Below are 24,097 nucleotides of genomic sequence, written 5' to 3'. Positions count from 1 at the left end.
GCCCGCCGAGAGGGCGAGTAGAAACGGAAATTCGCGGTCCGTTCTTGGTCACACGCCATTGGCACGTGCTCTTGGAACGCAGAGTTCACGCCTTCAGGCTGTGCAAATTCACGTGCATATGATCGTGCGTCGGTTCCCGGACCGGTGCCGCTCGCGCCCGGTGGAGCCCCAGGGGCCCTTCCGTACCTCGGCTGTTGCCGTTGCCGGGGCCCCGTCGCCGGTGCAGGATGCCCTGCCGGCCGTTCTCTCCGACAGGGCGACAACCGGACAGATCTCGCCCCGGAGGCCTGAACGGGTCGTCTCGGCCACCCTTCGGGAAATCAGCGGTCCCGGCAATACCGGGCATTGCGCCGAATCCGCCTCACACGCCTGGCGAAACGTCAAGTCCCTACCCCCGGAGATGCGCTCCATCCGGCGAATCCCAAGCGATTCCGCCCCGGCGCGCCGCCGATGTGATCAAGCTCGACGGCGTGTCTCTGTACGGATCACTCCTCGCGCGGCCGCTGGCGGCCCTCGGACTCGTGTGGCTGCTCGCCGCACCGGTGCCCGCCGCCGCCGACGCCTGCGCCTATGCCTCGACCGATTCGGACGGTTCGCTGATCGCGGTGGCGGTCGCCGGCGGCGGCCACCACGACGACGACCGGAGGGACGGGAACGGCGAAGGAAAGGACAAGGGCAAGGACCACCCCGGCCACGGCCACGGCAAGGGCCACGAGCCCCACGGCGAGGGGAAGGGCAAGGGCCACGAGCACCACCACCACCCGAAGCCCTGTCACCCCGAGCCGCCCCCGCCCTGCCCGTCACCCACGCCCACTCCCACGCCGACGCCCACGCCGTCCCCGACGCCGACGCCCCGGCCCCCGAAGCCCACACCGTCCCCCACACCGCCGCCGAAGCCGAGGCCGGAGCCGCCCAGGCCCCGGCCCACGCCGAAGCCGCCGACCACCCGGCCCGTACCCCGCCCGGAGCCGCCGTCCCCCGCGCCTCCGACCACGAGGCCGCCGGAGCCCGCGCCCGCTCCGCCGCCTCCCCCGCCCCCGACGCCGCCGCCCACGGTGCGGCCCCACCCGGCGCCTCCCGCTCCCGTGGCGCTGCCCAGCTACCGCCCGGCGACGCACACCAAGAAGCAGGGGGGCACCTCCGTCGTCACGGCGACGCTGATGATCACCGCCCCCGCCGTGCTCGCGACGGCGATCCTGCGCCCCCGGTCCAAGTGACCCGCCGTCCCACCCGTCCACCGACCCTCTGAATCCCGCCGGAGGAATCCATGTCCGAATGGCTTGTTCTCTCCCTCGCGATGGCCGCCGCCTGCGCCGTCGTGCTCACCATCGTCGTCATCAACAACCGCCGGATCCCCGAGGACGACGACCCCAGCGAGACCCCGGACGTCATCGAGTACATGACGATGATGATCGGCGTGATCTACGCGATCGTCCTCGGTCTGGCCATCGCCGGCGTCTGGGAGGCCCGCGGGGCCGCTCAGGAGACCGTGCGGCAGGAGGCCCAGGCGATGCACGAGATCTCGGCGCGCGCCGAGGTGTACCCGCCGGCGGTCCGCGCCCGGATCCGCGCCGACGTCGACGCCTACGTCTCGTACGTGGTCAACGACGAGTGGACGCACATGTCCGAGACGGGCGAGCTCAGCGACGAGGGCACCGCGCTCCTGGAGAAGGTGCGGCGCAGCGTCACCGACTACCAGCCGGCCAACGACTTCGAGGGCCAGGCGTACCAGCCGCTCGTGGACCAGGTGGCCGCCGCCGACGACGCCCGGGGGGCCCGCGGGCAGAGCGCGGGCGAGACGATGCCGGGGGTGGTCTGGTTCGGCCTGATCATCGGGGCCCTGGTGACGGTCGGCCTGATCTTCACGCTGCAGATCCGCAGGACCGGCCGGGAGTTGCTGCTCGCCGGCCTCTTCAGCGTCCTGATCGCCTTCCTGCTGTTCCTCATCTGGGACTTCGACGCGCCGTTCGGCCGGGGCATCTCGGCCACCGCCGCGCCGTTCACCGATCTGTTCCCGCAGCTCACGCGGTGAACCGGCGCGTGCGAGTGGGCCACCCGGGGGACATCGGTGCCCCATTCGCACGTCTGGGATCGCGGCTGTGGTAGGGCGCTCCTAGCGTTTCGGGCAGCGAGGTGCACGGTCCTTCGCGGGAACCCCCTTCCGCGGCTGCCCCTCGGGACCCGGAGGATTCACCATGCGCGCGATACGTGCCGCATCCACTGCCCTGTCGGTGGCGGCCGCCCTCGCCCTGGCCGCCCCCGCCGCCCTCGCGGCGGACGGTGCTCCCGCGGCCGGCCCGCGAGCGCCCGGGGCCAAGGCACCGGGCGATTTCGTCGTGTCGCCGTCGGTCGTCGCCCCGGGCGGCCGGGTGACGCTGAGCGCCCCCGGCTGCGCGAGTACGGCGACGGCCTCGGCCGGCATCTTCGACACCGCCACGATCGCACCGGGTGCGACGGTGACCGCCACGGTGGACGCGGACGCCAAGCGCGGTGCCGTCTACACGGTGCTGTTCAACTGCACCGGCGGCGTGCAGGACACCGTCGCCCTCACGATCAGCGGCACCCCCACCGCCACCCCGACCATCAGCGCCACGATCCTCACTCCCCCGCGCGGGGTGCAGGGCGGTCTCGGCGGCTCCATGGCCCCCAGCTCCACCGAACTCGCCGCCGGCGGGGCGCTGGTCCTGGCCGCGGCGGCCGGCGCCGTGTACGTGGTCCGCCGCCGCTCCGGTGCCGGCCGGCGCCACTGAGGACGCCCGGACCGGCGCGGTGCGCGGCGTCCCCGGACGCCCGTCGCCCCCGGGCCCTGGCAGGGACTCGGGGGCGACGGGCACCGCGGGCCGACCGGGAGGTTCGGCCGGTCAGACTCCCGCGCCGGTCACGCGGCGGCGACGGGCGATGAAGAGTCCGCCGCCGAGCGCGGCGGCGGCGACGAGGCTGCCGCCGACGGCCATCTCGGTGGAGCTGGGGGCCATGGAGCCGCCGAGACCGCCCTGCGCGCCCTGGCCGGCCAGGACCCGGAACGACTGGGTGAGCGTACGGCCGCCGCACTGGACGGCCAGGTTGTACTGGCCGGGCGTGGCGTTGTCGAAGATGCGCGCGGTGGCGGTGGACACCCCGTTGACGGCGGCGGGGAGCGTGACCGTCGCGAAGGCGTTGGACGTGACCGTGCCACCGGAGCAGCCCCGGACGGTGATCGTGAGGAGCGCGCCCTGGTGGACCGCGAAGGGGGACACGGTGACGCCGTTGGAGTTGTCTCCGCCCCGCGCGGTCTGGAAGGGGCTGACCGTCACGCTGCTGGGCCCGTTGGTGGCGGTGGCGAGGGGGGCCGCGAGTCCGAGCGCCGCGATCGCGGTCGCCGTCACCGCCAGAGTGCGTGCAGCACGCATGGTTGAACCTCCAGTGGAAAGCGCCCCGAAGCGGTGCTCCGGAAGTTTCGACGAGTACGCCTTCCATGACGAACCATCACAAGCCGGTGCGGGCCGTGCATGTCGGCACTGGGCCACCCCGGTGAGGCGACACGCCGGGGACGGGACCTCCTGAAGCGACGGAACCGCAGGTCACAGCTTCCCAGGGTGCTTATCTGACGATTACTCGGATGGGTCAGCAGGTCTGTCACCCGCCTGCCTCGGAGACGCGCACCGCGCCCCCGCTCCCCCGTCGCCCGCCGTCGCACGACGGCGCGCCGGGCCCCGGGCACCCGTCCGGCGGCGGCCCCCACCCGTTCGCACCGTCCGGGGCGACGGCCCGTGCGGCCGCCCTTACCGTTCTGACGACGCCGAGAAGGGAGAACCATGCCCCCGAAGGACTTCCGCGTCTTCGAGCGCAGGAGACGCCAACCCTGGGGCGTCCTGGCCCTCGCCATGCTGTCCGGACTCGCGATGATGCGCAACGGGGTGGACATCCCCCACGGGCCGCCGCAACCCGCCGCGGCGGCCCGGCCGCTGGCGCGCCCGGTCGCCCCGCCGCCCGCCGCGAGCACCGGTCTGGAGCCGCTGCCCTACGCCCCGGCGTCCCGGGTCAAGATCCCGGCGATCCAGGTGGCCGCCCCCATCATGGACGTGGGCCTGGACGAGAACGGCTGGGTGGCGGCCCCGCCCCCGGAGGACCCCAACCTCGCCGGCTGGTACCAGAACGGCATCGCCCCCGGCCAGCGCGGCACCTCCGTCCTCGTCGGCCACGTCGACAACACGAAGGGACCGGCGGTCTTCTACGGCCTGGGCTCCCTCCAGAAGGGCCAGCACATCGAGGTCGAGCGGTACGACGGCCGGGTCGCGGTCTTCGAGATCTACGGCGTCGAGGTGTACGCCAAGGACAACTTCCCCGGCGTGCAGGTCTACGCCGACAACGGCGAGCCGGAGCTGCGGGTGATCACCTGCGGCGGCGGGTACACGCGCGCGCACGGCTACGACGGGAACGTCGTCGTCTACGCGCGCATGGTCGGCTCGCGATAGCCGCGCCCACGCGCGCGTAGGGCCCCGGCACCCGAGGTGCCGGGGCCCCGCCTCCGCATCCGGGCGGTCAGCGCCTGGGGACGGTGATGCGGTAGCCGGCGTCGAGGAGTTGGGGCAGATAGCGGCGGAGGGCGGCCACGCTCTGGGAGCGGTTGCCGCCGGCGTCGTGGGAGAGGACGACGACGCCGGGTGCGGCTCCGTCGAGGACGCGGCGGACGATGGTGCCGGTGCCGGGTTCCGTCCAGTCCAGGGTGTCGACGGTCCAGGCGAGCGGCTCCATGCCGAGTTCGGCGCCGATCTCGAAGGAGACCCGGTTCCAGGCCCCGTAGGGCGCCCGGTACCAGAGCGGGGGCGCCCCGAGGGCCCGTTCGATGACCTCGCTGGTGGAGCCGAGCTCCTCGCGGATGCGGGAGGGCCTCAGCTTGGGGACGAGGGGGTGGGACCAGGTGTGGTTGCCGACGACGTGGCCGTCCGCCTCCATCTCCCGCAGCAGGTCCTGGTTGTCCACCGCCATCTCGCCGCAGACGAAGAACATCGCGCGGCAGTCGTACTGGCGCAGGGTCTCCAGGATGCCGGGGGTGTACCGGGGGTCGGGTCCGTCGTCGAAGGTCAGCACCATGGAGCGGCCGACCCCGGACATGCTGAGGAAGGGCCGCTGCCGGACCGGCGGCAGCGCGCGGCGGAAGGCCGGGGGCGCGTACGCGGTCATGGGCTGGAGCCGGTACGCGGAGGGGCTCAGCCGGGCGGCCTGTGTCTGCGGCCCCGCGGCGGGGCCCGCGTGTCCGGCGCCGGGCGCCGCCCGGGGGGTGGCGGGCGCCTCGGGCGAGGCGAAGCGGTCCGCCGCGAGCACTCCGACGGTGGCGGTGGCCCCGAGGGCGGCGGCGAGGCGCAGCACCGCACGACGCCCGATGAGCATCTCATCCTTTTTCATGACCAATGGTTCGTACGGGCGAGGGTCGGCGCGGCTCAGCGACACCGGCCGCCCGCTCGAAAGCACCCGATGAGCCGATAGCCTCGGAGGGTGAGCGAACAGCAGTCCGACCGGTTCGAACGCGGGACCGACGGCCCGAAAGTGATCATGGCGGGGATCGACGGCTCCGCCTCCTCCCTGCGCGCCGCGGCGTACGCGGCGGGGCTCGCCCGGCGGCAGAACGCCCTGCTCGCGCTCGTCTACGTGCAGCCGGTGATCCCTGCGGGCGTCGCGCTCGGCGCGCCCGTGACCGGGACGACCGAGGAGATCGCCGAGGAGATCGTCGCGGAGATCCGGGCGTCCGCGGAGCGGGTCAAGGACCTGTGGCGCATGCGCTGGGAGTTCCACACCTTCCGGGGCGACGCCTACGCGGGCCTGGTGCAGGCCGCGGAGGAGCTGACGGCGGACGCCGTGGTGGTGGGCGCCTCGGAGTCGGCGGGCCACCGCTTCGTCGGCTCGGTGGCCGTCCGTCTGGTGAAGGCGGGCCGCTGGCCGGTCACGGTCGTGCCGTGACCGGCCGGGCGTAGCCCCTCCGCCTACTTCCCCATCACCAGGCCGTCCCCGGCCGCGCCCCGGCCGAGGACCACCTGCCGGATCGTGTCGCGGATCCCGGCCTCGTGCGCGTCCAGGCCCTCCGCCGCGGCGAGGTTCACCACGCGTCCGTGCGCGGTGTCGAACCACTGCGGGAGGAACTCCGCCCTGGTGACCTCCCAGCGCCCGCCGGCGGTCCTGGGCGGGGCGAAGGTGAAGCGGCCGATGCTGCTCATGTTTCCGCGCGGGTCGTAGGAGCCCTCGTGGTTGATCATGTCGCCGGCGATCTGGTCGCCCATCCCGTAGACGATCCAGGTCCCGTTGACCTTCTCGTACGCCTGCGGCACGTGCGCGTGGGTGCCGATGATCAGGTCGATGTCCGGGCGGCCGCCGCTCCGCGAGGCGGTCAGCGCCCGGCCGAGGGAGAGCTGTCGTCCGTCGGGTTCGGTCTGCCACTCGGTGCCCCAGTGGACGCTGACCACGACCACGTCGGCGCCGGCCGCGCGGGCGGCGCGCGCGTCGGCGATCACCTTGTTCTCGTCGAGCAGCTTCACCGCCCAGGGCTGCCCCTCGGGCAGCGGGTAGCCGTTGGTGTCGTAGGTGTAGGCGAGTTGGGCGATCTTGGCGCCGCCGGCCTCGAGGAGGGTGGGCCGGGCCGCCTCCTCGGCCGTACGGGCGGAGCCGGCGTGCCGGACGCCGGCCTTGTCGAGCGCGTCGAGGGTGCGGCGGAGGCCGGCCGGCCCGTCGTCGAGGGTGTGGTTGGAGGCGGTGGAGCAGGAGTCGTAGCCGGTGGCCCCGAGCGCGGCGGCGATCTCGGGCGGCGACTTGAAGGCGGGGTAGCCGGTGTAGGGCCCGCCCTCCTCCCCGTACACGGTCTCCATGTGGCAGATGGCCAGATCGGCGCGGGAGACGACGGGCTTGGCGCCGGCGAGCATGGGGCCGAAGTCGTAGCCGGCCTCGTCCGCGTCCTCGGCGGCCCGCTGGATGACCGAGTCGTGCGGGAGGACGTCGCCGGAGGCGACGAGGGTGAAGCCGGTGGGCGCGGAGGCCCCGCCGGGGGCGGCGGACGGGGCTCCCGTACCCGCGGTCCCGGTCCGCCCGGTCGTGGCACCCGGGGTGGCGCCGCTCCCCCCGGCACAGCCGGTCGCCGCCGCGAGCAGGAGCGCGGCCAGCGCGGCCGCCTCCGCGGATCTGGTGCGTGAGGTCATGTGCGGCCCTCCACCCGAATCATGCGATGAACATCTGTTCTGATGAATTGATCTCCCGGGAAAGCCGCAGTCAAGGGTCGAGGCCGCTCGGGGCGACGAACCCCGCTGAAACGGACGCACCGACTCCGTCCGACCGTTCGCCGTGCCATTCGTCGCTCGGTGCGACCGTTCGTCGCAGACCGCTGTCCGTTCCCTGTCCCCCGCCGTCCGGATGCGCTCGTATACGCCCCGGACGACGAGCCGCGGGAGAGGCGGGCAGCATGACGACGGCGACGACGACGAGGACCGACGAGCGGACCCTGGAGGAGCTCCAGCGGGACCACGGTCCGGCCCTGCTCACCTTCCTGCTCGGCCTGACCCACGGGGACCGGCAGCGGGCCGAGGACCTCGTCCAGGAGACCCTGGTACGGGCCTGGCTCCACCCCGAGGCCTTCGACGGCCCCTACGCCTCGATGCGCCCCTGGCTCTTCACCGTGGCCCGCCGCCTCGCCATCGACGCCCGCCGCTCACGCCTCGCCCGGCCCGCCGAGATCGGCGACGGCGTCCTCGCCGTGACCCCGGACCCCGCCGACGCCACCGCCTCGGCCGAGGCCGCGCTCGACGTACGGGCGGCCGTACGGGAGTTGAGCCCCGAGCACCGCGCGGTGCTGGTCCGGCTCTACTTCCACGGCCTCACCGTCAACGAGGCCGCCGTCGAACTCGGCATCCCCGCCGGGACCGTCAAGTCCCGTTCGCACTACGCGCTCCGGCAGCTCGGCCGCTCCCTGCCCGGCTACCGGCCGCGCCGCCCGGCCGTCGCATGAGCCCACCCCCGGAAGGCCGTTGCCCGGGCCCGTGCCGGAGCCCCACAATGACGCCGTGACACTGACACTCACCGCCGCCGAACAGGTCCTCGCCGACAACTTCGCCCCCTGGGTGCTCGATCTGGGACTCACCGTCGAATCCGTCGAGTCGGTCGACGGACACGAGGCCGTGCTCCGGCTCCCCTGGTCGGACCGGCTCGCCCGGGAGGGCGGCGGCCTCTCCGGCCAGGCCCTGATGGCGGCCGCCGACACCGCGACGGTGATCGCGGTCGCCGCGGCCCGGGGCGGCTTCGTGCCGATGACCACCGTCCAGCAGTCGATCAGCTTCCAGCGCGCGGTGATCGGCGCCGACGTCCTCGTACGGGCCCGGCTCACCAAGGCGGGCAAGCGGATGGCCTTCGCCGACATCACCATGACGGCCGAGGGCACGGAGGAGACCGCGGCCCACGCGACCGCCGTCTACGCGCTGCTCGGCTGACCCGGCCCGGACTCCCCGCCCCTCCCGTCGCCTTCGCCCCGCCCGACACCAGGAACCTCACCCGTACCGATCCGGCCGGGAAACGTATCCGAAACCGCACGGGCGAGTTGAGCAAAGCGGGCCCGCGGGGGCCCTTCACGGAGGAGGCTCTCCCCCGGGCCCCTGACGTCCGGGGCCCTCCACGTCCGGGAGAAGGTGGGAGCGTTGCTGCCCGAGAGCACGAACGGCGCCGGCGGGACCAGCGGCGGCGGCCTCGCCGTCCCGATGGCCTGGCTGTGCGCCGAGTACCTGGCCGACGAGGTGCTGAGGGCCGCCGCGCTCGTGGCCCCCGGCTCACTGGAGTACCGGGCCGGCCTCCAGGCCCTGGCCCTCACCGTCCACCTCGCCGAGGATCCGGAGGGGCGGGCCGGCGCGCGGGGCTCCTACCGCGTCGACGAGTGGCTGCGGCACACCGCGTACGACCGGCCCTGGCCGCCCTGGGTCGAGGAGCGGCTCGCCGCACGGCGGGCGGCCGGTGACGACGGCCCCGACCTGGCGCTCGCGCGGACCGCCTGGCGGCAGCTGCGGGACACCTGGATCCGCGCCACCGACCTCGACGGCCGGAGCGACCCCGAGAGCCCGGTCGACGAGTCCGAGCAGATCTGGCTCCCCGCCTGGAAGCTGGGCCTGCCGCTCGCCCATCTGTCGCTGCACCTGCGCTGACGCCCGCTACGGCGCCGAGGGATGCACCCCCGGACGGTACTTGGGGACGCGTACCGTCACCTTCATCCCGGCACCGGCCCCGGTCTCGATGACGAGGCCGTGCTCCGCCCCGTACACCTGGCGCAGCCGCTCGTCCACGTTGGACAGGCCGATGCCGGAGCCCGCCGGGTGCTCGCCGCGCAGGACGGCGCGCAGCCGCTCCGGGTCCATGCCGATGCCGTCGTCCTCGATCGTCACCACCGCCTCGGCGCCCGCGTCCCGGGCGGCGATCGTGACCCGGCAGCCCCGCTCCCGGTCCTGGAGGCCGTGCTTGACGGCGTTCTCCACGAGCGGCTGGAGGCAGAGGAACGGCAGGGTCACCGGCAGCACCTCGGGGGCGATCTGCAGGGTCACCTTCAGCCGGTCCCCGAACCGGGCCCCCGCGAGCGCCAAGTACTGCTCGATCGCGCGCAGTTCGTCGGCGAGCTGGGCGAACTCTCCGTGCTTGCGGAAGGAGTAGCGGGTGAAGTCGGCGAACTCCAGGAGGAGTTCCCGCGCCCGCTCGGGGTCGGTGCGGACGAACGAGGCTATGGCCGCGAGGGAGTTGAAGATGAAGTGCGGGGAGATCTGGGCGCGCAGCGCGCGGATCTCGGCCTCCACGATCCGGGTGCGCGAGCGGTCCAGTTCGGCCAGCTCCAGCTGGACGGAGACCCAGCGGGCCACCTCGGTCGCGGCCCGCACGAGGACGGCCGACTCCCGCGAGCCGTAGGCGACGAGCGCGCCGAGGACCCCGTCCTCCCCGGTGAGCGGGGCGATCACCGCCCAGCGCAGCGGGCACGACGGGTCGTCGCAGCCGCTGTGCGCCGAACGGCTGCGGCCGGTCTCCAGGGTCTCGGCGGCCTGGCCGGGGACGTGCGCGCGGTGGTGGTCCTCGCCCGGCCCGTCCCAGGCGAGGACCGCGCCGCGGTCGGTGAGGCAGAGCGCCTCGGTGCCGAGCAGCGAGCGGAGCGTGCGGGCCGCCTTGCGGGCGGTGTCCTCGGTGAGTCCGGCGCGCAGCGGGGGCGCGGCGAGCGAGGCGGTGTGCAGGGTGTGGAAGGTGGCCCGTTCGACGGGGGTGCCGAGGTCGGGATCGGCGGCGCGGCCGCCGCGCCGGGCGGAGAACCGGCCGAGGACGAAGCCCGCGGCGAGCAGCACGGCCCCGGCGGCGGCCGCGGCGGCGAGGGCGATACCGCTCATCGGCGGGCCTCCTGGGCGGGGACGGGGACCGCGCCGGTGATCTCCTCCGGGAGGTGGAGCCGGGCGAGGATCGCGGGGGTGCCGGGTGGGATCCGGCGGGGGGTGGCGAGCGAGACGAGCACCATCGACAGGAAGCCGAGCGGGACCGACCAGACCGCCGGCCAGGCCATCAGGGTGTGCGGCCAGCCCTCGGGGGCGAGCCCGGACCGGGTCGCCATCACGGCCGCGAGGGCGGAGCCGCCGCCGAGCAGGAGCCCGGCCATGGCGCCGGGCGGGGTGAGCCGCCGCCACCAGATGCCGAGGACGAGCAACGGGCAGAAGGAGGAGGCGGAGACGGCGAAGGCGAGGCCGACGGCGTCGGCGACGGGGACCTTGGAGGCGACCACCCCGACGGCGAGCGGGACGGCGGTGGCGAGCAGGGTCGCGAGCCGGAAGTGCCGTACGCCGCGGGAGGACGCCCGTGAGGGCAGGACGTCCTGGGTGAGGACCCCGGCGACCGACATGGTGAGCCCGGAGGCGGTGGAGAGGAAGGCGGCGAAGGCACCGGCCGCGAGGAGCGCCCCGAGGAGGTCGCCGAGGACTCCGCCGAGGATCCGGTCGGGCAGGACGAGGACGGCGGCGTCGGCCGAGCCGGTGAGGGCGAGTTCGGGGGCGTAGATGCGGCCGAGGGCTCCGTACAGGGGCGGCAGCAGGTAGAAGGCGCCGACGAGGCCGAGGACGACGAGGGTGGTGCGGCGGGCGGCGCGGCCGTGCGGGCTGGTGTAGAAGCGGACGGCGACGTGCGGCAGCCCCATGGTGCCGAGGAAGGTCGCGAGGATCAGTCCGTACGTGGCGTACAGCTGGTGTCCGTCGCGTCCCCCGGCCAGCGGCTGGGACCAGCCGAGGGGGTCGGAACCGGTGGCGGCCCGCTCGGGCAGACGGGCGCCCGGCGCGAAGCCGAGCGAGGTGCCGCCCCGGACGTGGTGGGTACCGGGGGCGAGGGTGACGGTCCGGCCGGTGTACGCGACGGAGTCGACGCTGCCGGTGACGGTGACCGTCAGCGGGGCGTCGAGCCCGATCCGCACCGTGTCGGCGATCTCGACGACGGTGTGTTCGCGCAGCACGGCGGGGGCGTCGAAGCGGGCGCGGGGCGCCCCGTCCCCGTACCAGGCGGCGAGCAGGAAGAGGGCGGGGACGAGCAGGGCGGTGAGCTTCAGCCAGTACTGGAAGGCCTGCACGAAGGTGATGCTGCGCATCCCGCCCGCGGCGACGGTGCCGGTGACGACGAGCGCGACGAGCAGTCCGCCGACCCAGTCGGGGGCGCCGGTCAGGATCTCCAGGGTGAGCCCGGCGCCCTGGAGCTGCGGCAGCAGGTACAGCCAGCCGATGCCGACGACGAAGAGGCTGGCGAGCCGCCGGGCCTGCGGGGATTCGAGGCGGGCCTCGGCGAAGTCGGAGAGCGTGTACGCCCCGGAGCGGCGCAGAGGGGCGGCGACGAGGACGAGCAGGACGAGGTAGCCGGCGGTGTAGCCGACCGGGTACCAGAGCATGGCGGGGCCCTGGACGAGGACGAGTCCGGCGATGCCGAGGAAGGAGGCGGCGGAGAGGTACTCCCCGCTGATGGCGGCGGCGTTGAGGCCCGGCCGGACGGTTCGCGAGGCGACGTAGAAGTCGGAGGTGGTGCGGGAGATCCGCAGGCCGAGGGCGCCGATGAGGACGGTGGCGAGGACGACGGCGGTGACGGCGGCGACGGCATGGGTCTGGTTCACGCGGGGCACTTCACCGTTCGCCGAAGCCGGTTTCGACGAGGCCCGTGAAGTCGCGCTCGTTGCGCTCGGCCCGGCGGACGTACCGGTGGGCGATGACCCAGACCACCGGGTACACCCCGCAGCCGAGCGCGGCCCAGACGAGCGCCTCGGGCGCGGGCAGCGCGAGCAGCAGCGGCAGCGGGCCGACGAGCAGGGCCAGGGCCCCGAGGGCGGTGAGGGCGGCGCGGAGCTGACTGCGCATCAGGGAGCGGACGTAGGTGTGGCCGAGGGTGGTCTGCTCGTCGATCTCGGACCGTGCGGGCGGGTGCGCGGGGCGCCGCCCGGCGGGTGCGGGCACGGCACCCGGGCCGTGGGCGGAGGCGTACGTGACGGTCTCGCGCCGGGGCCTGCGCGGGGGGTGGGGCTCCGGCATCAACGTCCGCTCTCTGGCTGTCTCCTCGGCTCGTGGAGTGTACGGGGCCGGGGCGCGGCGCCGGTAGGGGTGCCGGTCAGCCGCCGGCCCGGCGCATCAGCAGGTCGCGGAGGTTGCGGGCGTGGCGGCGGCTGACGGCGAGGTCGGTGTCGCCGATCCGCACGGACGTGGCGCCGGCGTCGAGCCGCAGCTCGTCGATCCGGCCCAGGGCGACGAGATGGCTGCGGTGGATGCGGACGAAGCCCCGGGCGGCCCACCGCTCTTCGAGCGTGGAGATCGGGATGCGGACGAGGTGGCTGCCGTGGTCGGTGTGGAGGCGGGCGTAGTCGCCGTGGGCCTCGACGTACGCGATGTCGTCGACGGGGACGAAGCGGGTGACGCCGCCGAGCTCGACGGGGATCTGCTCGGACGCGGCGGGGGCGGCGGTGGCGTGGACCAGCTCGTGGACGCGGCGGACGGCCTCGGCGAGGCGCTCGCGGCGGACGGGCTTGAGGACGTAGTCGACCGCCTTCAGGTCGAAGGCCTGGAGGGCGAAGCCCTCGTGGGCGGTGACGAAGACGATGTGCGGGGGCCGGGCGAAGCCGGCGAGCAGCCGGGCGACGTCGAGGCCGGTCGGTCCGGGCATGTGGATGTCGAGGAAGACGACGTCGATGCCGTCGTCGCCGTCGGGTCCGGTCTCCAGGGCGCGCCCGATCCTGCGCAGGGCCGAGGTGGCGTCGCCGGCGCCCTCGGCGGTCCGCACCCGGGGGTCGGCGCGCAGCAGGTAGAGCAGCTCTCCGAGGGCGGGTCCCTCGTCGTCGACGGCCAGTACGCGCAGCATGCGGCGGAGTCTATGTGAGCGGTTCCGGCGTCCTCCGGCCGGCGAGGATCCCGCCATCGCCCCGCGGGCCGCCGGGCCCGCCGTACGACGAGACGGTGAGCCCGGTGCGGCGGTTCCCCCGCGTTACGTGCGCGCCGTGACGACCGGCGGGTCGAGCAGGTCGAGTTCGGCGGTGAGCGCGGCGGCCAGGGCGTCGAGGTCGGGGACGGCCTCGCCGTCGGCGACGAGGCCGATGTGGACCCGGCCGCCGTACGGGGACATGGCGACGGCGAGGGACTGGCCGCGGGCGAGCGGGGCCATCGGGAAGAGCGCGCGGAGCGGGGCGCCGCCGAGGGAGAGCGCGGAGCGGGGCAGCGGCACCTGGGTGACGAGGAGGTCGAAGAGGAGCCGGGCGGCGCCGGCGGCGAGGGGCGCGCCGAAGCGGTGGGCGAGCGGGTGCAGTTGGTCGGCGAGGAGGGCGACGGCGCCCGCGCCCCGGAAGGGTCCGGCGGCCTTGTTGCGGTCCATGGCGTCCCGGACGGCGGCCAGCCGGGCGGCCGGGTCGGGTTCGGTGACGGGCAGGTCGAGGAGGTAGCCGGAGAGGCTGTTGCCGGGGCCCGCCGGGGCGCCGGGGCGGCGGCGGGAGACCGGGACGAGGGCCCGGGGGTCGGCGGCGGGGAGGGGCAGGCCGCGCCCGTCGAACCAGCGGCGCAGGGCGCCGGCGACGAGGGTGAGGAGGACGTCGTTGGCGGTGCCGCCGATGGTGCGGCGGATCCGGTGGACACGGTCGAGGGGCAGGGTGGCGGTGGCGACCCGGCGCGTGCCGCTGGAGTCGGCGGCGAGCGGGCCGGTGGGGCGCGGGTCGAGGTGGCCGGCGCGGGCGACGGAGGAGCCGACGACCGAGGCGCCGACCTCGACGGCCCGGCCGAGGTCGCCGAGGCGGTCGCGGGCGATGCCGAGGAGGCGGCCGGGGCCGGGGAGCCAGGAGCGCGGGGGGACGGGGCGGGCGCGGCCCGCCGGGCGGCGGCCGACGGCGATCTCGTCGAAGATCCCGGCGCCGATGGCGACGGCCCGCATGCCGTCGGCGAGGGCGTGGTGGAGTTTGACGAGGACGGCGAAGGAGCCGTCGGGAGCGCCGCTGAGCAGGTACATCTCCCAGGGCGGCAGGCCCCGGGCGACGGGGCGTTCCATGAGTTCGGCGGCGAGCCGGGCGGTCTCGGCGGGGAAGTCGGTGCCGGGGAGGGTGATCTCGCGGACGTGCCGGCGGACGTCGAAGTCGGGGTCGGCGCTCCAGGCGGCGCCGCCGACGGGGAACAGGACGTCGCGGACGCGCATCCGGAGCCGGGGGACGGCGGCGGCGCGTCGGGCGAGCAGTTCCAGGATGTCGGCCGGCTCGCGCCCGGCGGTGACGGGCGGGGGGCCGAAGTGGGCGAGGGCCCCGAGGTGCAGGGGGTGGTCGGTGGATTCCAGGTGCCAGAAGGCCAGGTCCAGGGGTGCCAGAAGCTCGCTGCTCACGATGTCCTCTTGTCCTGCGGTTCGTCCTGCGGTTTGCCCTGCGATGTCCTGCGGTGCTCTCCACTGAGGGGGCGGGTGAGCGAAGTCAATCCCGTACCGTCAGTTACGGTCAAGTACGATCAGTTCACGCTCAGTTAACGAGTGGTGAATTCACACCACACGCACTTGCCGCCACCCCTCGACTCCACGCCCCACGCGTCGGAGAGCTGGTCGACCAGGAGCAGCCCCCGTCCGGACACCCCCGCCTCCCCCGCCTCGCGGCGCCGGGGCAGGGCGCTGGACCGGTCCTCCACCTCGACCCGCAGCCGCCGCGGGGGCCCGGCGAGGATCCGCAGGGTCACGATCGCCCCGCCGTCGGTGTGCATCAGGGCGTTCGTCATCAGCTCGTCGGCGGCCAGTTCGATCTCGTCGGCGCGCTCCTCCGCCCCCCAGGCCCGGACGGCGGCGCGGATCATGTGCCGGGCCGAGCTCAGCGCCTCGGGGTCGCTCTGCGCCACGTGCTGCTGGAACCGGCCGGTGCCCCGCAGGTGGTACGTGTCGTGGCGGCGCAGCAGCAGGATCGCGACGTCGTCCTCGCCGCCCCGGTCGGCGACCACGTCGCACAGGTGGTCGGCGAGCTGCTGGAGGTCGGCGGGGCCGCGCCGGACGAGCGAGGAGAGCCACTGGAGGCCCTCGTCGAGGTCGGCCCCGGGCTTCTCCACGAGGCCGTCGGTGTAGAGCAGCAGTGTCTGGCCGGGGTCCAGTTCCAGGGTGGTGACGGGATAGCCGAGCCGCCCGAACTCGGCGGAGAGCCCGAGCGGCAGCCCGCCCTCGACCGGGATCCTGCGGCAGCGGCCGTCGATGTCCCTGATCAGCGGGTCGACATGGCCGGCGCGCACCACCTGGACGACTCCGGTGACGGGGTCGACCTCCGCGTAGGTGCAGGTGGCGAAGCGTTCGGTGTCGAGTTCGTGGAGGAAGACGGAGGCCCGGGCCATGACCGTGGCCGGGGGGTGGCCCTCGGCGGCGTAGGCGCGCAGCACGATCCGCAGCTGGCCCATGACGGCCGACGCGTGGGTGTCGTGGCCCTGCACGTCCCCGATGACGGCGCCGACCCGGTCGCCGGGCAGCGCGATGACGTCGTACCAGTCGCCGCCGATGTCGCGGCCGAGGCGGGCGGAGCGGTAGCGGACGGCCGTCTGGGCGCCGGGGATCTCGGGGATCCGGCGCGGCAGCATCGCCTGCTGGAGCCCTTCGGCGAGGTCGTGCTCCTGCTCGTAGAGCATGGCGCGCTGGAGGCTCTGGGCGATGCTGCTGCCGATGGCGACGAGCAGGGTCCGCTCGTCCTCGCTGAAGCCGGTCCTGTCGCTGTAGAGCAGGCCGAGGGCGCCGATGGGCTTGGCCTGGGCGATGAGCGGCAGATAGGCGGCGGTGGTGATGCCGAGTCCGCTGATGTGGGGCCAGAGCACGGGGAAGGAGTCGGCGAAGTCCCGGGCCGAGTCGATGAAGCGAGGGCGCAGGGTGCGGATGACCTCGCTCATCGGGTACGGCTCGTCCACCCGGGTGAACCGGGTGCCCGGCACGAAGGCGCCGTCGGGTCCCTCGGCGACCAGGCGGATCCGGCCGCCGTCGAGGAGGCCCATGACGAGGCTGGCCGCGCCGAATTGTTCGAGGGCGTGCGAGTCGTTGAGCAGGTCGACGACGTCCTGCACGGTCCGGGCGTAGGCGAGGGCCGCCGTGGTGCCCTCGACGACGTCGGCGCGCCGTCGGCGCCCCTCGTCGAGGCCGAGCCGGGCCGCGGACTCGGTGAGTTCGTGGGTGGCGTCGCGCAGGATGCCGATGATGCGGACGGGCCGGCCGGTCTCGTCGCGGTGGACGAGGCCCTGGGTGTGGGTCCACTGGTGGCTGCCGTCGCGGCGGCGGATGCGGAAGTAGGCGCCGTACTGGTCGCTGCCGTCCTTGAGCGCCTGGGCCACGAGGGCGTCGAGCTGGCGGCCCTCGTCCGGCAGCACCCGCGGGCTCAGGCACTCGGGCCTGCCGTCGTAGTCGGCGCGGTCCATGTCGAAGACGTCGAGGGCGGCGTCGTCCATGGTCATGACCCCGGTGAGCAGGTCCCAGTCGAAGCCGCCCATGCGGAAGGCGGAGCCGTAGCCGGCCAGGATCCGGGTCCCGGCCCCCGGTTCCTCCGGCGCGCGGTCCTGCCGCGCGATCGCCTCCTCGCCTCCGCTGCCCGCGTTCATGGGGCCACGCTAGGCGCAGCCCCGGCCCTGCGCACCAGGAAGATCCGTTTCACCCCTGAAAGGTCTCCGGCCGGTCGGGCGGCGGACCGGCCGGGAAGAGCTCGTCGGGGGGCAGCTGTCCGTCCGGGACGGTGGGCGGCTCGCCGGAGGGGTCCGCGAACGGGTCGAGGAAGGGGTCGCTGTACGGGTCGGGGTACGGCTCCGTGTACGGATCGGGGGCCGGCGGCGTCGGCGCGGTGTCCGTGCCACCGGTCCCGGACGGGTCGGGGACGTCGGGGAGCGGGGTCGAGGGGCCGGGCCCGACGGGGTCCGGCGAGGTGGGCGCCGGCGGGACGGGGGCCGGGGAGGAGGGGCGGCCGGGGTCGGTCGGGTCGGGCGTGCCGGAGCCGGTGAGGGCGCAGGTGTCGGGGTCGCAGGCGGGCTCCACGTCGGGCTTCCGGTCCTCGTCCCCGTCGGTGCCGGTCCGCCGCTCGATCCAGGTGCTGTCGGTGGTGTTGACGATGACCAGGCTGGTGACGACGGAGCCGGCGGGCCGGACGGTGATCACGCGGTCGGGGTCGAAGCCGTCCCAGGGCTCGCCCTGGTGGACGCCGCTCCGGTCGGCGGCGGGGCTGCGGAGCGGGTTGCCGCAGGCGCAGCGGACGCGGGGGGAGCCGTACTGGTCGACGAGGACCGACGTGCCGGTCTGCAGGACGGCCTGGAAGGCGCTGGCCCGGCCCTCGCGGTAGCCGTGGTCGGTGACGCGGGTGTCGGCGCGCAGGGCGACCGGGGTGAGCCCGCGGAGCCAGTCGGCGACGCCGGTCTCGGGGATGCCGGCGGCCTCGGCGAAGGCGCGCGCCTTGGTGCGGTCCGCGGCGAGGAGGGCGATCTGCCGTTCGACGTCGCAGCTGCCGATCGCGCGCGTGCCGCCGTAGAGGCCGGGGGCGGAGCCGATGATCTCGCGGGCCTGCCGGGTGTCGTCGTCGGGCTGCCGGTGCGGGGCGGAGGGCGGTGCGGTGTTCCGGACGGTGGAGTCGGTGAAGGGGTCGGGCCCGCGGGCGCCGAGCGGCTGGAGGAAGACGTCCGTGACGGGGGTCGCGGCGGGTTCGCCGCCGGCGCCCTCCCCCACGGAGGAGCAGCCCGTGAGCAGCAGGGCCGAGACGAGCGTCGCGGCCGCGGGGCCGGTTCGGCGCGTCCGGCGGAGGGGTGAGCGCACCTGGTTCTCGACTTTCTCTCCCCCGGGCCCGGCGCCCGGTGTGCGGCCAGTCCCTCATGTCTGTCGCAGTGCGCGAGGGGCCGCAAGCGGAGCGCGTCCGGCCGAGTGGACCGGCCAGGGACTTGAACACGTTCAAGAGAGGCCCTACGCTCGACCCGTCAGTTGAACGCGTTCAAGTGGGGGGTGCTGACGCATGGCCGCGCTGCCGGTCCTGGTGAATCCGATCGTGATGATCGGCATGTTCTGGGTCGTACCGACCGGGCTCGCGCTCCTCGACGGCCCCCGGCCGCCCGGCTGGGACCCGCTCCGCCGCGCCTGGCCGCTGCTCGCCGTCCCGGGAGCCCTGGCCCTCTGGCTGCCCCGCTCCGGAGCCGCCGCCGCGCTCGCAGCGGTCTACGCCCTCGCCACCCTGGCGCTCGCGCTCCAGGCCCCGGCCCGGCTGATGCTGACGCGCTCGTTCCGGCCGAGCGAGATCGCCGTCCTCACCGCCCTGGCGGCGCCCTCCGTCGCCGGGCTCGCGCTCGTCGCCGAGCGGGCCTCGTACCCGCTGTTCGGCTTCGACCTGGACGTCCTCGCGCTGACCGTCCCGCACTTCCACTTCGCGGGCTTCGCCGCCGCCCTGGTCGCCGGGCTCGTCAGCCGCGCCTCCGACGGTCCCGCGGCCCGCCTCGCCGCGCTCAGCGTCCCCGCCGGCACCCTGCTCGTCCTGCTCGGCTACTTCGTCGACGACTGGGCCGAGCTCGTGGGGGCCGTCGTCCTGACGGCCGGCATGGCCGCGGTCTCCGTGCTGACCCTGCGGGAGCGCCGCGAGCTCGCCGCCGACCCGCTCACCCGGGGCCTCCTCGCCGTCTCGGCCCTGGTCCTCGTCGCCACCATGGCGCTCGCCCTCAGCTGGGCGCTCGGCGAGGCGACCGGGCTGCCGCACCTCTCCCTGACCTGGACGGCCGCCACGCACGGCCTGGGCAACGCCCTCGGCTTCGCCGTCTGCGCGCTCCTCGCCCGGCGCCGCCTCCGGGCGGACCACACCCCTCCGGCCCTTCTCGCCCGAACGGAGCTCCCGGCATGACCCGCCTGCTGAACGACCTCTCCCAGCCCGACCGCCGCCCCGCCCTCACCTACCGCGAGGTCGGCGCCACCCGCACCCCGGAGGCCCTCCCCGAGGGCTACCACCACCTGCGGCACAGCACGGTCGTCGGCCGCGGCAGGGCCGCCTTCGAGACCGCCGGCGCGGCCGTCACCACCTGGCGGATGCACCGCGCCTCCGGGGCGCGCGTCCGGGCCGACGCCGACCGCGCGGAGCCCGGCGCGCACCTGACGGTGGCGCTGGGCGCGGGCCCGCTCCACCTCGGCGTCCCCTGCGAGGTGATCTGGACGGCGTACGAGGAGGACCGCGTCGGCTTCGCCTACGGCACCCTGACCGGGCACGCGGAGTGCGGCGAGGAGTCCTTCGTCGTGACGCTGGAGCCCGACGGCACGGTCCGCTTCACGGTCACCGCCTTCAGCCGTCCCGCCGCCTGGTACACCCGGCTCGGCGGACCCCTGATCCCGGTGCTCCAGCACGCCTACGCGCGCCGCCTCGGCCGGACCCTCGGACGTCTCGTCAGGGCGTGACCCCGGGCCGATACTGGTGGTGATGGAGTGGTTCACCGCACCCGACCAGTGGCTGAGCCGGATCGTCTTCCAGCGGGGCCTCGCCGGGCTGTACTGCGTGGCGTTCCTTTCGGCAGCCCTCCAGTTCCGGGCGCTGATCGGCGAGCGCGGCATGCTCCCCGTACCGGAGTACGTGCGCAGGACCCGGCCGCGCCACACGCCCTCGCTCTTCCACTGGCGCTACTCCGACCGCCTCTTCGCGGCCGTCGCCTGGTCCGGCTCCGCCCTCGCGCTCGCGCTCGTCGCGGGCGCCGGGGACGCCGTGCCGCTGCCGGTCTCGATGCTGCTGTGGCTGGTGCTCTGGGGGCTGTACCTGTCGATCGTGAACGTGGGACAGACCTGGTACGCCTTCGGCTGGGAGTCGCTGCTCCTGGAGACCGGACTCCTCGCCGTCTTCCTCGGCAACGACGACACCGGCCCGCCGGTCCTCGTCCTGTTCCTGCTGCGCTGGCTGCTCTTCCGCGTCGAGTTCGGCGCCGGGCTCATCAAGATCCGCGGCGACCCCTGCTGGCGGAACCTGACCTGCCTCTACCACCACCACGAGACCCAGCCGATGCCCGGCCCGCTGAGCTGGTTCTTCCACCATCTGCCGCGCCCGCTGCACCGGGTGGAGGTCGCGGCCAACCACGTCGTCCAGCTGCTCGTGCCGTTCCTGCTCTTCACCCCGCAGCCGGTGGCCACGGTGGCGGCCTGCCTGATGGTGGCGACCCAGCTCTGGCTGGTGCTCTCCGGGAACTTCGCCTGGCTGAACTGGCTCACGATCGTGCTCGCGCTCTCCGCCGTGGACGCCTCCCCGCTCGTCGGCGAGCACCCCCAGCCGGATCCGCCGCCCTGGTACGTGGTCGCGGTGGTCGCGATGACCGCCTTCGTCCTCGTACGGAGCTACCGCCCGGCGCGCAACCTGCTCTCCAAGCACCAGGCGATGAACCGCTCGTACGACCCGTACCACCTGGTCAACAGCTACGGGGCCTTCGGAACCGTCGGGAGGATCCGGGACGAGATCGTCATCGAGGGCACCGACGATCCGGTGCCGCGTCCGGGCACGGTGTGGCGGGAGTACGGCTTCAAGGGCAAGCCGGGCGACCCGCGCCGGCTGCCCCGGCAGTTCGCCCCGTACCATCTGCGGCTCGACTGGCTGATGTGGTTCGCCGCGCTCTCCCCGGGGTACGCGCGCGAGTGGTTCGGCCCCTTCGTCGAGCGGCTCCTCGACGGCGACCGGGACACCCTGCGGCTGCTCGCCCGCAATCCCTTCCCGGACGCGCCGCCGGTCCTCGTCCGCGCCCGGCTCTACCGCTACCGGTACACGACCTGGCGCGAGCTCCGGGAGACCGGGGCCTGGTGGCACCGGACGCTGGTGCGGGAGTACATGCCGCCGATCCGCCTGCGGGCGCCCACCGGCACCTCCCGCTGAACACGCCGGTGCCCCCGGGCCGTGAACGGCCGGGGGCACCCGGGGTGAAAGCGGAACGATCAGTCGATGCCCGGCAGGATGTGGGGCTCGGCGAGGTCCTCCTCGTAGCCCGCGAGCCTGATGGGGGCCGCGTGGGCCCACACGTCGAGGCTGCCCAGTTCGCCCTTGCGGCGGGGCCGCTCGGTGCGTTCGGCCGGTCGCGGTTCCTGCTTCGTCAGTTCGGGTGTCACCGCGCACTCCTTTGTGTCGCGTCGGTATGGGGACAAGTGCCGGTCGGTCGCGGTGGCGCCGTTCGTGGCGGGACCGCGGCCTTGGTGGCAGGCCTGTCCCAGGACGGCCGTGAGGAAGGTGTGTCTCCTCGGTGGCCGACCGTGTGCATCAGACTAACCAAATGAGCGCGCCCGCGCTCTACCGGGCTCCAAAGTGTGACGCAATCGGGTGACACAAGACGGAAAAGCGCCCCACCAGGCCGGTGGGGCGCTCTCGTCGGGACCGCGGGACCGCCGTAGCGGGGGCGGCCTACCAGTTGGCGGGGGCGTAGTCCTTCAGGAAGCAGCCGTAGAGGTCCTCGCCCGCCTCGCCGCGCACGACGGGGTCGTACACCCGGGCCGCGCCGTCGACGAGGTCCAGCGGGGCGTGGAAACCGGCCTCGGCGAGGCGCAGCTTGTCGAAGTGGGGACGCTCGTCGGTGATCCAGCCGGTGTCGACCGAGGTCATGAGGATGCCGTCGGTCTCGAACATCTCCTGGCCGCTGGTCCGCGTCACCATGTTCATCGCGGCCTTCGCCGCGTTGGTGTTCGGGTGGCCGGCGCCCTTGTAGCCGCGGCTGAAGACGCCCTCCATCGCCGACACGTTCACGACGTAGGCACGGCCGCTGGCCGCCTTCTTCGCCGCCTCGGCCATGATCGGCCGCAGCTTGCTGATCAGGATGAACGGCGCCGTGTAGTTGCACAGCTGGGTCTCGAGGAGCTCCACCGGGGAGATCTGCTCGATGCTCTGCACCCAGGTGTTGCTCTCGACGACGTCGGGCACGAGGCCGCCGGCGTCGATGGCGGTGCCGTCGATGTGCTTGGCGATGCTGGCGTTGCCCGCGACCAGGGCCAGGTCGGCGACCTGCTGCGCCTCCAGGTCGCGCACGCCGGCGGGAAGCTCGGACGAACCGACGAGCTCGCCGACCGCGCCCGAGTTGAACGCGCCGATGACGTGGTGGGCGGGGAGCTCGCCCGCCGGCAGCGGGGCGTCCTCGCCCTCGACGAGGGCGGCGTACGCGGAGGGCAGTCGGCGCACGGTCTGCGTCGCGTTGTTGATGAGGATGTCGAGCGGGCCGGCCTCGGTCATCTGGTCGGCGAGCGCGACGGCCTGCGCGGGGTCGCGCAGGTCGATGCCGACGACCTCCAGGCGGTGCATCCAGTCCGCGGAGTCCTCCATCGCCTTGAAGCGGCGGATGGCGTCCTTGGGGAAGCGGGTGGTGATGGTGGTGTGGGCACCGTCGCGCAGCAGCCGCAGCGCGATGTACATGCCGATCTTGGCCCGGCCGCCGGTGAGCAGCGCGCGCTTGCCGGCGAGGTCGGCGCTGGCGTCGCGCTTGGCCCGGTTCAGCGCCGCGCACGGCTGGCAGAGCTGGTGGTAGAAGTAGTCGACCTCGACGAACCGCGTCTTGCAGACGTAGCAGGAGCGCGGACGCTGGAGTATCCCCGCGATCCGCCCCTCCTCCGTGACGGAGGTGGGCAGCAGGCCCTCGGTCTCGTCGTCGATGCGCTGCGCGGAGCCGGTGGCCGTGGCCTCGGTGACCGCCTTGTCGTTCGCGGTCTTCGCGGCCCGGCGCTCCTGGCGGCGGCGCTGCTTCACGGTCCGGTAGATCCCGGCGGTGGCGCGCCGGACGGTGATCGCGTCCGGGTGGTCGACGTCGATCTTGTCGAGCTCGTCGAGGACGCTCAGGCAGACGGCCAGGCGCTCGGGGTCGATGCCCGGCCCGTAGTCCTGGTTTTCTTCGGTCACCGTCATGGCCTTCGGATTCCTCGTTCGCTCGTACGTCGCCGCTCGCGGGCTTTCAAAACCCCAACTTTACGGAGCGGGGGGCCGCGCCTCCAAACCCGTTCGGGGAGCGTGGTCGAAGACACAGTCGCCGCACAGCCCGCCGCCCGGGACGCGGTAGTAGAGGCAGCAGGTGGTGCGGCGCAGCCGTGGGCCGCGGAGGGTCCCGGCGAGGTCCGGGTGGTCCAGGAGTCCGGAGACCAGGGCGGCGGCCCGCTCGGCCGCCTCCGGACGACCGTGGGCGCCCGCCCAGCGGATCAGCTCGCGCAGGGCGCCGGCGAGGGCGGAGCCGGCGTTGCCCCAGAGGAGGCGCGGGGAGATGTTCCCGTCCCGGCGCAGGGCCGCGTGGAGCGGGACGAGATGGGCCTCCTGGACGGCCGCACGCAGCTCGTCCACGGTCGCGGGCCGGGTCCCGGAGCCCGCCCACCACAGGTCGTCGGGCGAGCTCAGCGCCCCGTCCCAGTGCAGTTCGGCGGGGTCGAGGCTCGGGAAGCGGCCGTGGAGCGCAGCGGGGCCGAGGGCGGCGGACCAGAGCCGGGCGGCGAGCCCGAGGTGGGCGACGGAGGCCCCGACGCGCCGCTCGGGGGCGCCGAGCCGGGCGGCGACGTGGTCCACGCGCGCGGTGAGGGGCCCGTCCTCCCCCGCGTACAGGCAGGCGAGCGGCCGGTGCGCGCCGCCGGTCGCCGGAGCGGTGGTCCGCAGGGCGAAGAAGCCGCCCGGCGATCCGCCGTCGCCGCTCGCGCCGAGTCCCAT

The 24,097-nt window shown here is 74.4% G+C and carries 24 protein-coding genes; 11 read left to right on the top strand and 13 right to left on the bottom strand.

Annotated elements, in window-relative coordinates; genetic code table 11:
* Window positions 1-470 precede the first annotated feature (470 nt).
* The 3 genes from ACFYUS_RS07410 (at window position 471) to ACFYUS_RS07400 (ending at window position 2,750) form a co-directional block, all read left to right on the top strand.
* A complete protein-coding gene (locus ACFYUS_RS07410) occupies window positions 471-1,217 on the top strand; it encodes a hypothetical protein (RefSeq protein ID WP_388846876.1) in 747 nt (248 codons plus the stop codon).
* Window positions 1,218-1,267: 50 nt separating this feature from the next.
* The gene (locus tag ACFYUS_RS07405) at window positions 1,268-2,032 is read left to right on the top strand and encodes a hypothetical protein (protein WP_388846874.1); all 765 of its coding nucleotides are present in this window, start codon (window positions 1,268-1,270) and stop codon (window positions 2,030-2,032) included.
* 163 nt (window positions 2,033-2,195) lie between these two features.
* Window positions 2,196-2,750, top strand: a complete 555-nt coding sequence (locus ACFYUS_RS07400; RefSeq protein ID WP_388846872.1) for a hypothetical protein — start codon at window positions 2,196-2,198, stop codon at window positions 2,748-2,750.
* 111 nt (window positions 2,751-2,861) lie between these two features.
* On the opposite strand, the gene ACFYUS_RS07395 is transcribed toward ACFYUS_RS07400, so the two are convergent.
* Entirely contained in the window at window positions 2,862-3,389 is a 528-nt protein-coding gene (locus tag ACFYUS_RS07395) for a hypothetical protein (RefSeq protein ID WP_388846870.1), read from the bottom strand.
* A 405-nt stretch (window positions 3,390-3,794) separates the two neighbouring features.
* Between ACFYUS_RS07395 and ACFYUS_RS07390 the strand changes: the two genes are divergently transcribed.
* On the top strand, window positions 3,795-4,454 hold the full coding sequence (locus tag ACFYUS_RS07390) for a class F sortase (protein ID WP_388846868.1): 660 nt from the start codon (window positions 3,795-3,797) through the stop codon (window positions 4,452-4,454).
* 67 nt (window positions 4,455-4,521) lie between these two features.
* Here the strand turns inward: ACFYUS_RS07390 and ACFYUS_RS07385 are convergent, their stop codons facing one another.
* Window positions 4,522-5,385: a polysaccharide deacetylase family protein gene (locus ACFYUS_RS07385; RefSeq protein WP_388846866.1), complete on the bottom strand. Its 864-nt coding sequence runs from the start codon at window positions 5,383-5,385 to the stop codon at window positions 4,522-4,524.
* A 90-nt stretch (window positions 5,386-5,475) separates the two neighbouring features.
* On the opposite strand from ACFYUS_RS07385, the gene ACFYUS_RS07380 reads away from it, so the two are divergent.
* Window positions 5,476-5,937: a universal stress protein gene (locus ACFYUS_RS07380; RefSeq protein ID WP_388846864.1), complete on the top strand. Its 462-nt coding sequence runs from the start codon at window positions 5,476-5,478 to the stop codon at window positions 5,935-5,937.
* A gap of 23 nt (window positions 5,938-5,960) precedes the next feature.
* On the opposite strand, the gene ACFYUS_RS07375 is transcribed toward ACFYUS_RS07380, so the two are convergent.
* On the bottom strand, window positions 5,961-7,163 hold the full coding sequence (locus tag ACFYUS_RS07375; protein WP_388846862.1) for a CapA family protein: 1,203 nt from the start codon (window positions 7,161-7,163) through the stop codon (window positions 5,961-5,963).
* 260 nt (window positions 7,164-7,423) lie between these two features.
* Here ACFYUS_RS07375 and ACFYUS_RS07370 point away from each other — a divergent pair, with 260 nt between their 5' ends.
* From ACFYUS_RS07370 to ACFYUS_RS07360, 3 genes are all read left to right on the top strand, one after another.
* Window positions 7,424-7,966 carry a sigma-70 family RNA polymerase sigma factor gene (locus tag ACFYUS_RS07370; RefSeq protein ID WP_388846860.1) on the top strand — a complete coding sequence of 181 codons (543 nt, stop codon included), beginning with the start codon at window positions 7,424-7,426 and terminating at the stop codon, window positions 7,964-7,966.
* Between the two features lie 55 nt (window positions 7,967-8,021).
* A complete protein-coding gene (locus ACFYUS_RS07365; RefSeq protein ID WP_388846858.1) occupies window positions 8,022-8,444 on the top strand; it encodes a PaaI family thioesterase in 423 nt (140 codons plus the stop codon).
* Window positions 8,445-8,648: 204 nt separating this feature from the next.
* Window positions 8,649-9,146, top strand: a complete 498-nt coding sequence (locus ACFYUS_RS07360) for a hypothetical protein (protein ID WP_388846856.1) — start codon at window positions 8,649-8,651, stop codon at window positions 9,144-9,146.
* Between the two features lie 6 nt (window positions 9,147-9,152).
* Here ACFYUS_RS07360 and ACFYUS_RS07355 read toward each other — a convergent pair whose 3' ends face one another.
* From ACFYUS_RS07355 to ACFYUS_RS07325, 7 genes are all read right to left on the bottom strand, one after another.
* Window positions 9,153-10,361, bottom strand: coding sequence for a histidine kinase (locus tag ACFYUS_RS07355; protein ID WP_388846854.1), 1,209 nt, complete (start codon window positions 10,359-10,361; stop codon window positions 9,153-9,155).
* Window positions 10,358-12,109 carry a cation acetate symporter gene (locus tag ACFYUS_RS07350; RefSeq protein WP_388846852.1) on the bottom strand — a complete coding sequence of 584 codons (1,752 nt, stop codon included), beginning with the start codon at window positions 12,107-12,109 and terminating at the stop codon, window positions 10,358-10,360. Before ACFYUS_RS07350 ends, ACFYUS_RS07355 begins: the two co-directional genes overlap by 4 nt.
* A 10-nt stretch (window positions 12,110-12,119) precedes the next feature.
* Entirely contained in the window at window positions 12,120-12,521 is a 402-nt protein-coding gene (locus tag ACFYUS_RS07345; RefSeq protein ID WP_388846850.1) for a hypothetical protein, read from the bottom strand.
* Between the two features lie 76 nt (window positions 12,522-12,597).
* Window positions 12,598-13,341 carry a LytR/AlgR family response regulator transcription factor gene (locus ACFYUS_RS07340; protein WP_388846848.1) on the bottom strand — a complete coding sequence of 248 codons (744 nt, stop codon included), beginning with the start codon at window positions 13,339-13,341 and terminating at the stop codon, window positions 12,598-12,600.
* Between the two features lie 123 nt (window positions 13,342-13,464).
* A complete protein-coding gene (locus ACFYUS_RS07335; protein WP_388846846.1) occupies window positions 13,465-14,835 on the bottom strand; it encodes a wax ester/triacylglycerol synthase family O-acyltransferase in 1,371 nt (456 codons plus the stop codon).
* A gap of 134 nt (window positions 14,836-14,969) precedes the next feature.
* Window positions 14,970-17,054: a SpoIIE family protein phosphatase gene (locus ACFYUS_RS07330; protein ID WP_388846844.1), complete on the bottom strand. Its 2,085-nt coding sequence runs from the start codon at window positions 17,052-17,054 to the stop codon at window positions 14,970-14,972.
* 49 nt (window positions 17,055-17,103) lie between these two features.
* The gene (locus ACFYUS_RS07325; RefSeq protein ID WP_388846842.1) at window positions 17,104-18,249 is read right to left on the bottom strand and encodes a DUF6777 domain-containing protein; all 1,146 of its coding nucleotides are present in this window, start codon (window positions 18,247-18,249) and stop codon (window positions 17,104-17,106) included.
* Window positions 18,250-18,451: 202 nt separating this feature from the next.
* Between ACFYUS_RS07325 and ACFYUS_RS07320 the strand changes: the two genes are divergently transcribed.
* From ACFYUS_RS07320 to ACFYUS_RS07310, 3 genes are read left to right on the top strand one after another with little or no spacing between them, the layout of a single operon-like run.
* Window positions 18,452-19,315: a YndJ family protein gene (locus ACFYUS_RS07320; RefSeq protein WP_388847754.1), complete on the top strand. Its 864-nt coding sequence runs from the start codon at window positions 18,452-18,454 to the stop codon at window positions 19,313-19,315.
* Window positions 19,312-19,860, top strand: coding sequence for a DUF1990 family protein (locus ACFYUS_RS07315; RefSeq protein WP_388846840.1), 549 nt, complete (start codon window positions 19,312-19,314; stop codon window positions 19,858-19,860). The genes ACFYUS_RS07320 and ACFYUS_RS07315 overlap by 4 nt, the downstream gene beginning before the upstream one ends.
* A gap of 22 nt (window positions 19,861-19,882) precedes the next feature.
* Window positions 19,883-21,310, top strand: coding sequence for a lipase maturation factor family protein (locus ACFYUS_RS07310; RefSeq protein ID WP_388846838.1), 1,428 nt, complete (start codon window positions 19,883-19,885; stop codon window positions 21,308-21,310).
* 59 nt (window positions 21,311-21,369) lie between these two features.
* On the opposite strand, the gene ACFYUS_RS07305 is transcribed toward ACFYUS_RS07310, so the two are convergent.
* The 3 genes from ACFYUS_RS07305 to ACFYUS_RS07295 all read right to left on the bottom strand — a co-directional run bounded on the left by ACFYUS_RS07305 (window position 21,370) and on the right by ACFYUS_RS07295 (window position 24,097).
* Window positions 21,370-21,540, bottom strand: a complete 171-nt coding sequence (locus ACFYUS_RS07305; protein WP_361405047.1) for a hypothetical protein — start codon at window positions 21,538-21,540, stop codon at window positions 21,370-21,372.
* A 289-nt stretch (window positions 21,541-21,829) separates the two neighbouring features.
* Window positions 21,830-23,314: an SDR family NAD(P)-dependent oxidoreductase gene (locus ACFYUS_RS07300; RefSeq protein ID WP_388846835.1), complete on the bottom strand. Its 1,485-nt coding sequence runs from the start codon at window positions 23,312-23,314 to the stop codon at window positions 21,830-21,832.
* A 60-nt stretch (window positions 23,315-23,374) separates the two neighbouring features.
* On the bottom strand, window positions 23,375-24,097 hold the full coding sequence (locus tag ACFYUS_RS07295; RefSeq protein WP_388847752.1) for a (2Fe-2S)-binding protein: 723 nt from the start codon (window positions 24,095-24,097) through the stop codon (window positions 23,375-23,377).

This window comes from Streptomyces sp. NPDC004284, from assembly GCF_042874035.1.
Lineage (GTDB): Bacteria > Actinomycetota > Actinomycetes > Streptomycetales > Streptomycetaceae > Streptomyces.
The sequence above is the reverse complement of the archived record's forward strand: the minus strand, read 5'-3'. Positions and strand labels throughout refer to the sequence as shown.

What these genes read in the sequence shown, in the direction of transcription:
- ACFYUS_RS07405 (WP_388846874.1), top strand. Translation starts at nt 1,268, where the DNA reads ATGTCCGAATGGCTTGTTCTCTCCCTCGCGATGGCCGCCGCCTGCGCC.
- ACFYUS_RS07375 (WP_388846862.1), bottom strand. Translation starts at nt 7,163, where the DNA reads ATGACCTCACGCACCAGATCCGCGGAGGCGGCCGCGCTGGCCGCGCTC.
- ACFYUS_RS07385 (WP_388846866.1), bottom strand. Translation starts at nt 5,385, where the DNA reads ATGAAAAAGGATGAGATGCTCATCGGGCGTCGTGCGGTGCTGCGCCTC.
- ACFYUS_RS07310 (WP_388846838.1), top strand. Translation starts at nt 19,883, where the DNA reads ATGGAGTGGTTCACCGCACCCGACCAGTGGCTGAGCCGGATCGTCTTC.
- ACFYUS_RS07370 (WP_388846860.1), top strand. Translation starts at nt 7,424, where the DNA reads ATGACGACGGCGACGACGACGAGGACCGACGAGCGGACCCTGGAGGAG.
- ACFYUS_RS07355 (WP_388846854.1), bottom strand. Translation starts at nt 10,361, where the DNA reads ATGAGCGGTATCGCCCTCGCCGCCGCGGCCGCCGCCGGGGCCGTGCTG.
- ACFYUS_RS07400 (WP_388846872.1), top strand. Translation starts at nt 2,196, where the DNA reads ATGCGCGCGATACGTGCCGCATCCACTGCCCTGTCGGTGGCGGCCGCC.
- ACFYUS_RS07295 (WP_388847752.1), bottom strand. Translation starts at nt 24,097, where the DNA reads ATGGGACTCGGCGCGAGCGGCGACGGCGGATCGCCGGGCGGCTTCTTC.
- ACFYUS_RS07345 (WP_388846850.1), bottom strand. Translation starts at nt 12,521, where the DNA reads ATGCCGGAGCCCCACCCCCCGCGCAGGCCCCGGCGCGAGACCGTCACG.
- ACFYUS_RS07315 (WP_388846840.1), top strand. Translation starts at nt 19,312, where the DNA reads ATGACCCGCCTGCTGAACGACCTCTCCCAGCCCGACCGCCGCCCCGCC.
- ACFYUS_RS07395 (WP_388846870.1), bottom strand. Translation starts at nt 3,389, where the DNA reads ATGCGTGCTGCACGCACTCTGGCGGTGACGGCGACCGCGATCGCGGCG.
- ACFYUS_RS07300 (WP_388846835.1), bottom strand. Translation starts at nt 23,314, where the DNA reads ATGACGGTGACCGAAGAAAACCAGGACTACGGGCCGGGCATCGACCCC.
- ACFYUS_RS07340 (WP_388846848.1), bottom strand. Translation starts at nt 13,341, where the DNA reads ATGCTGCGCGTACTGGCCGTCGACGACGAGGGACCCGCCCTCGGAGAG.
- ACFYUS_RS07330 (WP_388846844.1), bottom strand. Translation starts at nt 17,054, where the DNA reads ATGAACGCGGGCAGCGGAGGCGAGGAGGCGATCGCGCGGCAGGACCGC.
- ACFYUS_RS07390 (WP_388846868.1), top strand. Translation starts at nt 3,795, where the DNA reads ATGCCCCCGAAGGACTTCCGCGTCTTCGAGCGCAGGAGACGCCAACCC.